Annotated in this window: 8 protein-coding genes; 1 reads left to right on the forward strand and 7 read right to left on the reverse strand. The window is 45.2% G+C overall.

Annotated features, from left to right (window positions below):
- Positions 1-18: 18 nt before the first annotated feature.
- The 4 genes from IPL83_10230 to IPL83_10245 form a co-directional block, all read right to left on the reverse strand.
- Positions 19-960, reverse strand: a complete 942-nt coding sequence (locus IPL83_10230; protein ID MBK9039525.1) for an ABC transporter permease — start codon at positions 958-960, stop codon at positions 19-21.
- On the reverse strand, positions 957-1,874 hold the full coding sequence (locus IPL83_10235) for an ABC transporter permease (protein MBK9039526.1): 918 nt from the start codon (positions 1,872-1,874) through the stop codon (positions 957-959). The genes IPL83_10230 and IPL83_10235 overlap by 4 nt, the downstream gene beginning before the upstream one ends.
- A gap of 188 nt (positions 1,875-2,062) precedes the next feature.
- Entirely contained in the window at positions 2,063-3,670 is a 1,608-nt protein-coding gene (locus IPL83_10240) for a peptide ABC transporter substrate-binding protein (protein MBK9039527.1), read from the reverse strand.
- Between the two features lie 90 nt (positions 3,671-3,760).
- Positions 3,761-6,307, reverse strand: coding sequence for a transglycosylase SLT domain-containing protein (locus IPL83_10245; protein ID MBK9039528.1), 2,547 nt, complete (start codon positions 6,305-6,307; stop codon positions 3,761-3,763).
- A 162-nt stretch (positions 6,308-6,469) separates the two neighbouring features.
- On the opposite strand from IPL83_10245, the gene radA reads away from it, so the two are divergent.
- The gene (radA, locus tag IPL83_10250) at positions 6,470-7,951 is read left to right on the forward strand and encodes a DNA repair protein RadA (GenBank protein MBK9039529.1); all 1,482 of its coding nucleotides are present in this window, start codon (positions 6,470-6,472) and stop codon (positions 7,949-7,951) included.
- A gap of 42 nt (positions 7,952-7,993) precedes the next feature.
- Here the strand turns inward: radA and IPL83_10255 are convergent, their stop codons facing one another.
- From IPL83_10255 to IPL83_10265, 3 genes are all read right to left on the reverse strand, one after another.
- A complete protein-coding gene (locus tag IPL83_10255) occupies positions 7,994-8,983 on the reverse strand; it encodes a hypothetical protein (protein MBK9039530.1) in 990 nt (329 codons plus the stop codon).
- A gap of 129 nt (positions 8,984-9,112) precedes the next feature.
- Positions 9,113-9,850 carry a hypothetical protein gene (locus IPL83_10260; protein MBK9039531.1) on the reverse strand — a complete coding sequence of 246 codons (738 nt, stop codon included), beginning with the start codon at positions 9,848-9,850 and terminating at the stop codon, positions 9,113-9,115.
- 219 nt (positions 9,851-10,069) lie between these two features.
- The gene (locus IPL83_10265) at positions 10,070-12,373 is read right to left on the reverse strand and encodes a hypothetical protein (GenBank protein ID MBK9039532.1); all 2,304 of its coding nucleotides are present in this window, start codon (positions 12,371-12,373) and stop codon (positions 10,070-10,072) included.
- Positions 12,374-12,476: the final 103 nt, after the last annotated feature.

Consider the following 12,476-nt stretch of genomic DNA (forward strand, 5'->3'; position numbering starts at 1 on the left):
GCGACTCATTGCCACTCTCTAGCGACCCTTCATCTGTGGATCAAAAGCATCGCGAAGTCCATCTCCAAGAAGTTGAAAAGCAAGCATTGCCAAAAACAAAGCCATTCCAGGCCAAATCATCAGGTGAGGAAATGTTTGCAGCGAGCGCCAACCCTCATTTGCTAAGACACCCCAACTGGAAAACGGTGGTTGAAGACCCAGTCCAATAAAGCTGAGGAAACTTTCAAATAAAATATTACTCGGTATTTGATAAGACAAAATAACAATAATTGGACCCAAAATATTGGGAACCACGTGCCGAAGCACAATCCCAGAACCCGAAGCTCCGAGAGCTCGGGCCGCTTCAACATAGGTCATCTCACGAACAAGAAGAACCTGGCCCCTAACCAATCGCGCGAGAGTCACCCATCCCACCACGCTCAGGGCCAAAACAATTCCAGTCAGCGCCTTCAATTCAGAATTCTCAAACATCTGAACACTGTCAAAAACAACTTTCACGAGAATTAAAAGGACAAGCGTCGGAATTGAATAAAGAATGTCCACCAAACGCATGAGAAAAGAATCGACTCTTCCTCCAAACCACCCAGAAACAGCTCCAACAAAGACCCCGATGATGAGAGAGGTAATCGCAGTGAATATTCCAACTGCCATTGACATCCTGGCTCCAAATATAATTCGAGACAAAAGGTCTCGACCGAGCGAATCCGTCCCCAGCCAATTATGGCTGCTTGGGGCATGAAGAATTCTCGTCATATCTTGCTGAGCAAAAGGGAAAGGAGCCAATTTTTCTGCAAAAAGAGCGACGAGGCAGACAAACAGAATAAAGTAAGCAGAGACCACAGCCCCCTTGTTCTTTTTTAGACGCCTGAAGGATTCTGCCCACAAGCTTTGGGGTCTCCTGACCTTACCCACAACAGAGCTTGGAGAAAGAATCGAGTCCGTAGTAACAGTCTGATTCATGCGAGCTTTATCCTTGGATCAAAATAAGCGTACAAAAGGTCCACGATCAAATTAGCAAGAACAAGAATGACAGAAAAGACCAATGTGGTCCCCAGTATCAAAGGATAGTCACGATTGCTCACGCTCTGAATCAAATGAGGGGCCATTCCTGGAACTGCGAAAATCAATTCAATAATAAATGAACCAGTCAGAACACCTGCGGCGAGAGGTCCTGAAAAAGTCAAAACTGGGATCAGCGAATTTTTAAGAACATGTTTATATAGAATGGCCATTTCGCTCAAACCCTTTGCTCGAGCCGTCCGAATATAATCAGAGCGAATCACATCCAATATGCTCGACCGAGTCAATCGTGCTATCACCGCCGCCGGACGAATACCCAAGGTCAGAATGGGCAATATATAGTAGCTCGGACCTTCCCAAAGTGCGGGGGGCAAAAGTTGCCAATAAAAACAGAAAATCAAAATAAGAATCGGCGCGACGAGAAAACTCGGCAAGGCAACGCCGCTGATAGCCGTCATCATCGTCAGCGTATCAGCCCATGTATTGTGTTTTGATGCTGCATAGACTCCCGCTGGAATTCCTATCAGAAAGGACAGAAGCAAAGCGTAAAAGCCAAGCTGCACAGAATTGGGTAATGATTCGCTAATAATGTCATTGATCGGGCGACCGATATATTTATAAGATTCCCCCAAATCTCCTTTCAATAGCTTAAAAACATAATCTCCATATTGCACATACAAAGGAGCGTTAAGCATGTACTTGGCTTCAATGTTCGCTTTGACCTCTGGCGGAAGAGCTTTTTCCTGATCAAAGGGCCCACCTGGTACAACTCTCAACAAAAGAAAGGTCAAAGTCGCAATCACCCACACGACAAAAACGGCCTCGGCCACACGTTTAAAAACATAGACAGTCAAGTTCTGGGTCAAAGTGTAATGAATGAAAGATCCGAGCAGCAAAATACCGTCAATGAGCCAAAGAAGTGTCGGAACTTCAAAGCCAAAGAAATTCAATGTCATGGTTATCATTAAGACAACGAGAATTGGCAATCCCACCCACAGGGTCAAATTGAGTTCCTGATCTCTTACAGCCTGAAACCATTTAGTCACTTCAATGACACTCCCTTAAAGATAAATCTCTGAAGAGGACCAAAAGGGTACCCAACGACTCTCGGAGAAAACAAACCATGAGCTACGGCCGCATACACTGGAACCACAGGCACATCTTGTTCAGTCAAAATCTGCTGTGCCTGGAGATAGGCTTCATGACGGGCGTCTCGCGACTCTATTCCAACGGCCTTCCCAATGAGCTCGTCAAATTTTTTATTTTTCCATCGCGTGTAATTGTTCTCTGAATACGAAGTCATTAAATTAAGAAAATTGTCAGGATCGGGATAATCAGCTAACCAGCCCATCCGAAAAATATGCGGGGGCTCGGTACGAAGACTCTTCAAATAAACCTTCCACTCTTCGTTCTTCAGTTCAACGTCGATCCCTAGGTTTCGCTTGAGTTGAGCCTGCACATTTTCGGCAATGCGTTTGTGATCTTCATTCGTATTAAATCCGATCTCGATCTTGGCCAATTTGCTTCGATCCTTAAATCCTGCCTTATCCAAGATCTCACGGGCTTTGGCAGGATTAAAACCGATCCCCACTCCAGGGGCATAGCCAAACATTCCAGGCGGCACCCAACTCGTCAAAGGCACCTGCCCGCCGTCCAACATCTGAGTGACCTCCTTGCGGTCAATCGCATAAGCAACGGCCTTGCGAACCTCTGGGTTGTCAAAAGGAGGCTTTCTTACGTTAAAACCGTAATAATAGATCGAGAGAATTCCAGTCTCGCGGTATTCAGGTCTCTTGCGAAGTTCGCGCAGTTCTGTCGAAGGAAGCTGTGTTTGGGCGTCAATCTTTCCTGCGTTAAAAAGATTAAGTGCTGTAGAGAGCTCATTGATCATGTAGGCGAGAATATTTTTTATCTTTGCCTTCTCCCCGTAATAGGCCTCGTTGCGCTCTAAAACGATAGCCTTGTCATGATCCCAAGTTTTAAGTGTATAGGCCCCCAAAGTGACGATATTTTTCGACTCCGTCCATTTGTCTCCATGTTTGGCAATGATATCTTTCCGAATAGGGTAAGTCGAATGGTGAGTCAAAAGATAGGGAAAATAGGATGTGGGGCCTGTGAGTTCAACTCTGATCTCTCCGGCATCTGTGATTTTCACTCCCACTTCGGAAAAATCTTTGATCTTTCCTTCATTGAAGGCTCTGGCATTATTGATGCCGTAAAGAAAGTAAGCGTATTCTGAAGCCGTAGCGGGAGTTAATAGTCTTTCCCAACCATCCAAAATCTGTCGAGCCGTAAACTCCTGACCATCGGTCCATTTCACACCAGACCGAACCTTGAAATACCAAATCTGACTATTTTTTTCTGAACGCCACTCGGTTGCCAAGGCGGGAGTCAAGCTGAGATTTGGGTCTGCGAGATTGTATTCAACAAGGCCCTCCATGATATTGTCCTGAATCAGCGCACTTGTCGTATCCCCCGACTTGTTCCAGTCTAGCGACGGTGGTTCCGTTAATATATTGATTCGTAAAGTTGATTTTAAATCGAGGCCATAATCGCCATTCTTCTTCTTGGTACAGCCGACAACAAAAGCAACGAAAAAAAGAATGAGAACGGAGAACAGGGCTGGCGAGCGTTTCAAAAATGCACGCATAAAGGCCTCCTTAATTGAAGGCCTGTTGTCCTGTCTTTGACTTACAAAGTCAAGATCCGGCAAATAGGGATCACCAAAAAGTGAATTCTACTAGAGAGTTTCCCAGGTTTCTCTTTGGGAGGGCCTGGTCACCTCCACCTTGATTGGCTGAACCAGCCAGGTTAGTTTCGTTGTGGCCTTGGCATAAAGACTTTCATAGATTCCAAAGTCCCGAACGACCTTTTTGACATAATTTCGCGTCTCAATAAACGGTATATGCTCAATAAACTCATCCATTTCAAGCTTTCCAAAATTGGCAAGCCAACCTTCGACGCGATGAGGACCCGCATTGTAGCTTGCGGCAGCAAGAGGTACTGAACCTCCAAATTTACTGAGCAGTCGTTGCAAATATTTTGTCCCTAATCGCAAGTTCAGGTCTGGATCACTTAGCCGTCGCTCATTAAAGGTCTCATCACCGATAAGGCGAGCCACCTGTTTGGCGGTATTGGGCATGAGCTGCATAAGGCCCTTTGCTCCCACCGGCGAAACAACATCGAAGCGAAAGGAGCTTTCGGTGCGCATAATTCCCCAAATGAATTCACTTGGCACATTAAAAGAGATCGCGTATTTTTCGACAGAATCTTTGTAGGCTCTGGGATAGGCATACTCCCACAAATAGCGACTGCCTTCGATTCCACGCTGAGAACGAATATTGGAGAAATTAACGATACTGATGTATGACGACCGATGGTAAGATCTTATCTGCTCATATGAAGCCATTAACATTTTGAGGTAATCTTGATTCCGGGTCCGACGTTCTATTTCAAATAGCTCCCATCGAGCCCATTCACCCAGCCCTACCTGAATAAGTAGGGTGGCCCTTTCAAATCTCAAACGCAATTCGGGATCGCGAAAGTTGGTAGCGACAACTGGTTTCTCCTCATCCGGCGAACTGGTTCCTTCTTCTGTAGCTGCAACGTCCGCAACCTCTTCTTCTTCACTTGAGACACCGTCCATGGTCGTGTTCAAGCTTTCTTCGGATTCTGCCTCCTGAACTCCCTCTTCTTCTCGCTTTCCGATGATTTCTCCATTGACGTCGAGTTCTTCTTTGAGAGAAACAAGTCCATCCCCATCTGGCATAATTCCCAAATAATTAGATGAAGATCCTTCTGCCACTTTCCGAACTGTCTCGAGATTCGAAATACTCTCTAAGCGATACTTGGCAGTAAGTGTGTAATAGTCCCACATCGGATCTTTGGCTAGCGCCTCAAAAAGACTCCTGGCCTCGGTGTACTTATTCATGCGCAAAAGCGCCATGGCCTTCCAATAATTAATTCTTTCAATGGCAATTTTGTTCCAATAGCGACGGGTTTGACGATTCTTTTTTTCATTTAAGATTCGATCAAAACCATTCAGAGCTCCAAGATAATCTCCCTTAAGATAACGAATCCAGCTCATGTGCCACTGAGAATCCCGACTCAATCCAGACCGCGGATATTCTTTCAAAAATTGCTCAAACTTACGAGAAGCTCCATCATAGTCTTGAAACTGATAACTCAAAAATGCAGCTTGATAGAGCGCCTCACGTCCCGATCGAGATTTTGGACTTGATTCATGAGCTCGATAGAAGGCCCCGACCGCAGTTTGATATTCTCCAGCTCTGGCTGCAGCCCTCCCTAGCTGCATCAGATACGCAAAGTTCTTATGGTATTTTTCGTAATATTTGATCAGAAGTTTCAAAGCTTCGTCGACATAGCCATCATTTACTAAGAAATTGGCCAAAGCCATATCGACTGCATAGTGAGTAGCTTCACCCGTGGCCCGTTTCTTCAATGTTTCAAGCTCAGATCGAGCTCTGTCTGACTTTCCGGCCCACTGCAAACGACGAATTCGCTTCTGCTGATCTGCCTGCGTCGAAAGGCATCCGAGCTTCTTCCCATCAAATGGTGACGAGGCTAAGTCGATTCCCCAGTCATCGATGAGCCCATGTTGCGGGTATTTGCTATAGAGCCGTCGAGCCCAAGCACAAGCTCTCCACTTTCGCCCGTTCTGCATCTCAACCTTCACCAGGCGCCACAAAATTTCGGGATAGGCCTCTGAAGATCGCCAACGCCGTTCTAAATAAGCCAACTCAGGAAGAGCCTTGCTCCACTTCCCTTGATCAATTAGCATTTCACTTATTTTAAATTTTGTCTCATAGGCCAATTGACTGGGAGGACGAAGTTTCAAGAGGCGATCATATTCTCGCTGGGCTTCCTTGAATTCACGCTTTGCCTGAAAAGAGAGGCCCAAAAAATACCGCACATAGTACTCGATGGGACTGGGAATAGCGAGTGCCTTTTCTAGATGGCTCTGGGCTTCATTGTATTTCTGAAGCTCAAATGACAACACCCCACGAACAAAAAAACTCAGGGCAATATCCGCAGGTGACAAAGGGCCTTTCATTTGCGTGAGAGCCTTCTCCGCACCCGAATAGTTCTTTTCTTCAACCAGAGTTCTGACCTTGGCGAATAAATTCTGCTGTCCTGAAGAGGGAATGACAACAAATACCAGAAGCGTGAGAACAACAACTGAGCCGATCCAATGGCGCAAGAATTCCTCCCGTAAAAGAGCCGCAAGAGACAGCCCATCCCTTATTTTATTAGACTTAGTCAGCATGTAAACCTGGACCCTCAAATTATTTGCACCTGGTCATTTTGTGCGATGCGCTACTCGAGAGACCAAATCGAAGAGACAAATAAAAAAAAGAGACTTTAAATTTTGTACGCCGTCCCAGCGGATGGTAGGGGTACAGGCGAATTAGAAATCTGGAGTTCAATCGTGGCTAAGAACAAATCCCTATTCGTCTGTCAGGAGTGCGGAGCACAACGCCAAAAATGGGAAGGACGCTGCAATGAATGTGGGGCCTGGAATTCACTCGTCGAAGAAAAAATCATTGCTCCCTTAGGCAAGGCATCGGGTCGAGGCTGGACAATCGGAAATAGTGAATCAGACTCTTCCGCCTCGGGACTTCGGGCCTATCGCCTCAATGAAACCTTCGACGAAGGACAGGCAAAACGCCAATCTACCGGAATCGGCGAGCTCGACCGCGTCCTTGGGGGTGGGCTCGTCTCAGGAAGTTACACTTTGTTGGGTGGAGATCCTGGAATTGGAAAAAGTACTTTGCTCCTGCAAATGGCAGGAGGACTAGCCAACGAGGGCAGCCAGATTCTTTATGTATCAGGCGAAGAGAGCGTCCCACAAACAGCTCTGCGCGCTCGTCGGCTCGGTATTCAGTCAGAAAAAGTGGCCATCGCAAGTGAGAGCAGACTTGAACACATCATCGCACTCGCCCGATCCCTTCAGCCCGATGTTCTTGTGGTCGATTCGATTCAGACCGTCTACCTCGCCGACATTCCGTCCGCGCCAGGATCTGTTTCTCAAGTGCGAGAGTGCGCAAGTCAATTGATGAGTTTGGCGAAGAGTTCAAATGTGGCTGTCCTCATCATTGGCCACGTGACTAAAGAGGGAAATATTGCGGGTCCCAAAACCTTGGAACACATGGTTGACACTGTATTGTCGTTTGAAGGCGACAACAGCCACCAATTTCGTTTGCTGCGTGCCCTTAAAAATCGCTTTGGAGCCACAAATGAATTGGGCGTTTTTCAGATGGCGAGCCAAGGTATGACAGAGGTGACCAACCCTTCCGAATTATTTCTAGAAGAGCGCGGCGCCGACCTCATTGGCTCGAGTGTGTTTACTGCGATGGAGGGCAGTCGCCCTCTCCTGTGCGAAGTCCAGGCGCTGGCTTCCTATTCACCGATGGCCATGCCCCGCCGAACTTCTATTGGTTTTGACTTAGCAAGAATCCATCTTCTTGTGGCAGTCCTAGATAAACATTTGAACTCTCACCTTCATCAAAATGATGTCTTCGTTAATATCGTGGGAGGCCTCAGACTCACTGAGCCCGCTGCCGATCTTGCGGTTGCGGCAAGTCTGATCTCGTCGATGGGTCAACAGGAGCTGGATCCGCGCACTTGTTTTTTTGGTGAGATTGGCCTCACTGGAGAGATCAGAGCGGCCAGTCTGCCGGAAGAACGAATCCGTGAGGCACTTAAGCTAGGTTTCATGACTTTTGTCTTGCCAGAGTCAAACCGCAAACATCTCGCCCAGCAAATAAAAGAAAAAAAAGATCCGTTGACCACTTTTAAGTTCGTCAAACACATCCGAGATCTAGAAAGAGTCATTGGCAAGCGCACCCAAGCGGCCAGCAAAAAAGGATCTAGCGAAAAAGTTGACCCAAAATTGCTTTTCGACAACTGAGCTTCTGCTCACCGACTCTTTCAGGGATCATACCCAGCATTATCAATGACGAAAGAGAATAAGACTTCCGGCCCTACGATAGCTGCCAGGATTCTCTCTTCGATAATACAGCCCAATGAGTTTTTGAAGTTGAGGAACCGAATAGAGTTGAAAAAAACCTTCACCCCCAAGGATCTCAATCAAGACACCACGTTGGCCGTTAGGCAGGGATTTTAAATTACTCAGGTTTCCGTTGCTGCGCGAACTTGAGAATATCTTTCCGTTCTTTGCCAGCTCAACTTTCGATTTTCCCACCAAAGTGCCACTTTCTTTCCTGCCTGAAAAAACCAATCTTACGTCCCATTTTTCCTGTCCAGGAGAATCAAAAACCAATTCTCCCGAAAAAGTTCCTCGCAATTCCCGAATTTGCTCAGAATCAATTTCATGGGCGTTCTTAAGAGAATCAAACAAATTGCCTAAGCTAACAGATTTCAAAAAGGTCTCAATCTCACTTTCAGAGCGTAGCTCATTCAGCTGTTTTTCAGCCTCCAAAATCGATTTGGCTTCTGATGATGATTTCAATTGGTTCGCAGACTGAAAAGAAGTGGATTCCAAAGAATTTGGAGCTACCTCATCAGATTCGATCAAATCAACTGGCGCTACCATATCCTTCCTCTTTCGACCCTGGCTCACCGACTGGGCAAAGACCATCTGCTCCCCTGAAGTCTTGATTCCCAAGTCCACCAGGAAAAGAAGCATGATTTTGCCAAGGATTTCCTCGGCCTTGTAATAGCGATCTTTCTCACTTTTCAGTTTCAAATAATCACTGATATCGCTTTCGCTAAATTTGACAAATTGGTCTGTCACTCGGCTCAATGCCCGCATTTTCTCTTGAACTAAAGATGCCTCCGTTTCGGCCTCTAAAGATGAGGGCCGACCAATTCTGTCCCGATGATTGCCGTAACTCCCCAAATAGTAGCCAAACACAAAGGCCATAGAAATGAGCGCAAAATAAAAGAAATGAAGTCGCCCCAGAAAAAACCTCTCCGTCACTTTTTAGCTAGGCTAGCCTACAAGCTTATAATGAAAAGAATTGTGCGATACGATCGCATAGTCAATTCATTTCATGTGAACTCATATTGAGCTGATTTTGATCGTCCATCAAATTTGGGTCTTTTCATCTCACTGAAACTCTAAATCCCACCACATTTGAAACTCAGCGCATGGACTTGAATTGACTCCTGAACCGCAACGGTTTCCCCCTCCATGACCTCGGCCACTCGCTTTGTTTATTAGCTCATTGCTCAATCGAGTGCCGCCCTTAAAAGGAGTTGGATTGGCCAGAGGATAATATTGAGACATGTAGTCAACGCCATGGCAACTCGTGCACCGGCTCAACAACATTGGTTTGATAGTTGATTCATAATAAGCTTGTCCAGCGGCCTTCGGCACGTATGCCGCAAACCTGCGCGCCGAAGCCAAGGTAACTTGCCGACCTGGGCGGACTCCGTAAACGTAAAGTTCAGCAACCTCCCCCGTCTTAAATTGGGGAGGCAACTCAAACACAAAGAAGTGACCATTGTTCTGGCCTCCACCAACGGCATTCGCAACCGTGGTCCCGGCCAACTCTCCTCCCTGATTCTTGGGTCCGTTCACAAAAAATTCGACTGTGAGAGTCGCCAATTTATCTTGATTGTCGACTGCCCATCCAGAGACACGACCAAAATCCGAAATAAAGCTCAACTCTCCACTCAGCTGTGCTTCGTTCTGAACGCCGGCCCCATTTCCTGGCTGATTTGAATCGCTTGTTTTTTTCTTCTCAACTGAACCGACATCGCCGCAATTATTATATAAAAATAATATTGGAGCTGTTAAAAGAATAAAACTCAAAAACCTCTGAATGATTTTTTTATTAGTCATTTGGAACTGCCACTCCTAAATCCCATTTTCGTCCGAAGACCTTTAATCAATTGTCGCCTAGAAATAGTTGAAATAGAACAGAAGGAGTTGGTTTGCCCCACAATAGAACAGATATTTGCCTATTTTATAAATCATCCAGATTCACTTAACTAGAGATTCCATTTCGAATATCATTTTGAATCAATCAGAACATTGGTAAATCTGTGCCTTCACAAACAACTAGGCAGTTTTCTTAAATTCAGCCAAGGTCTTCTCGAGGCTCTTAATTTCCTTTTGTGCTTCAACACATTTGGTTCGCCACTCTTGTGACTCTTTTCTCAGGTTTCTCTCTCTCTCCTGAACTTTACTTAGCTTGTGTTGTAAGTCGTCTGCTGACTGCTCTCCCGCCGTGACCTGTCGATCGAGAAGACTGGCTCGTTCAGTCATTATTTTGTATTTATTTAAAGCCTCATTCGTTTTTCGTATATAGGCTTGACGCTCCTGCCGAAGACTGTCAGTGAGCTGGGTCAGCTTTCCAACAGAAGACTGGGATTGCTTCAACAGATTACAATTCATTTCAAACTTGATCGCGACCGTTCTCATTTGTTTCTCTCGCTGGTCTTTGTCCTTCACAAGCCTATCCATATTTTGTATCAAACGCTTCGTCTCGGTCTTTGCCTCAACTATTTTCGAATTGAGATTGATAATTGTCTTTTTAACTTCCGATAATTCGTTTTGCTTATTTTCATATTTTTGCAGGAGAGAATTAAACTGTTCCTCCCGAACCCTAACTACCGCTTCATTCCCCGTTCCTCTTCTGAGGGCATCATTCTCGATGTTTGCCAAGTCTAGCTGATTACCTAAATCGGCAACTCGTTCCTTACCTACCTCTTCTCCTAACTTGGCGAGTTTGGAATTGCGATGCATATCCTCAATCATAGAATCAAAACCAATCTGGGACTGAAGAAGAGAATTTACTCGCTCTTCAAGACTCTCAATTGTTTTGTGATTTTCACTGTTAGCAGTTTCCAAATTCTCAGTGTACTCTCTTGTTCGACTCAAGATGAGCTCCAATTCCTCTCCTTTTTTAGTCATTGATTCAACGAGGGACAATAGATTTTCATTCTGGACCTTCAAGATTTGATTTTCTGATTCGATTTGCTTGAAATTTTCTGCGTTCTCATCAGCAACAGAGTCTGATTCCGTGAATTGAATTCCGTTGGACAATTCTTCCTTTCTTTCATTTTGATTGGAATCTTCTGAATTGAAAAGTAAATTTGGATTTAGCTGAACCTGATCGTCAACGACAGAACGGCTCACAGACTTATAATTGCTAAACAATGAAGTCGAGTTTTCAAAGAGGCCCTCGTTGGCCTTTTCAATTTTTTTTATTTCATCGTCTAAGTCATTGGCAGCCAGCACTCCAGCAGGGTCAAGACTCTTTTTTGCTTGAAGATAGAAAAGAAACCACTTATCTCTTAGACTTCGATAGACAGATCGAACGGCACCACTTTTGGCTTTCAAATCTTTAATTATTAAGCCTTGCTTAAGAATTTGATGTTGAAAATGCTTTACATCACTGCTGTTACTTCGCATCAGCTCCTTTAACGTCAACATTTCTCGAAGGTAGGTGGGCAATTCTTCATATTTTCCGACATTGGATTTTAAAGGAATGGCCTGGCCCAAGTGATTTTCTGCTCCCTCAATTGCCATGCCCAATAGCTGAGAAGCCAGAGATGATGATAGATTCGTTGAAAATGGCTTTATTCGAGCCGCCTGCCTCTTTAAAAGTAAAGTCGCCTCAGAACTGGAAATGCCATTTCTGTCCAATTCTTCGAGTTGATGTACTTCGGAACTGATTTTCTCAATCATTCGACTCAGACCATCAAACTCACTGTGTTTCTTACTGACGCCAGAAATTCGAACCAGTCCGTCATCTATCACTTGAGTCACGCCCTTAATGCGCTTTTCGAACTCATCCTGAACGAGAGATTCAGAAGAAATTTTGATGAGTTCATCTGAAATTCGCAAAGTGACGTCTCCGATAACCAAGAGGTCCTCCTCCGGGACCTGATTGAGTCTTGTAAGATTCTCCTCAATATCATTCACCTTGCCCTTTAAAAACTGGATCAGATCTTCTTGATCCTGTTCAAGGGGGCTTAGGGCATTTGCCTTTGGTTCAGTTGAAATCTCCGATTGAAGCGCTGTTAAACTGAATTCCTCAGGATCCGGAATTCCATCTATATCCGCTTTTCCCTGTGATTTTATCAAATCCAAAATCCGACGTCCGTCTGAAGACTTGAGAAAATCGTCAAGGTAAGCAAAGTAGCTTTGCTTATCAGACTTAAGAACGAATACTTTCTGTATCGAACGCCCCTCTAGAAGAGCATATTTTGAGTCAGGAAAAATCTCGTTCCCATTGACCCACCGAACAATCCGATTCACACGTTCTAGCAAGATAAAGCAGTCAAACGGAATCACTTGTCCTGGACGGATCGATGACGCCAATATCGGATAATAGTCCTGTGAATCAAATTCTGGCAATTCTAAGCACTCCAATTGGGTAGGGTCTCGAAGATACATCGGAAGCTTTGAACATGGCTTTTAGCTATTCAAATCGAGAAATTTGATCAGAGACCCATGGGCG

Source organism: Bdellovibrionales bacterium (genome assembly GCA_016716765.1).
Classification (GTDB): Bacteria; Bdellovibrionota; Bdellovibrionia; order Bdellovibrionales; family UBA1609; genus JADJVA01.

Coding starts and splice junctions, on each gene's coding strand:
- IPL83_10230 (MBK9039525.1), bottom strand. CDS start 960: ATGAATCAGACTGTTACTACGGACTCGATTCTTTCTCCAAGCTCTGTT.
- IPL83_10240 (MBK9039527.1), bottom strand. CDS start 3,670: ATGCGTGCATTTTTGAAACGCTCGCCAGCCCTGTTCTCCGTTCTCATT.
- IPL83_10245 (MBK9039528.1), bottom strand. CDS start 6,307: ATGCTGACTAAGTCTAATAAAATAAGGGATGGGCTGTCTCTTGCGGCT.
- IPL83_10260 (MBK9039531.1), bottom strand. CDS start 9,850: ATGACTAATAAAAAAATCATTCAGAGGTTTTTGAGTTTTATTCTTTTA.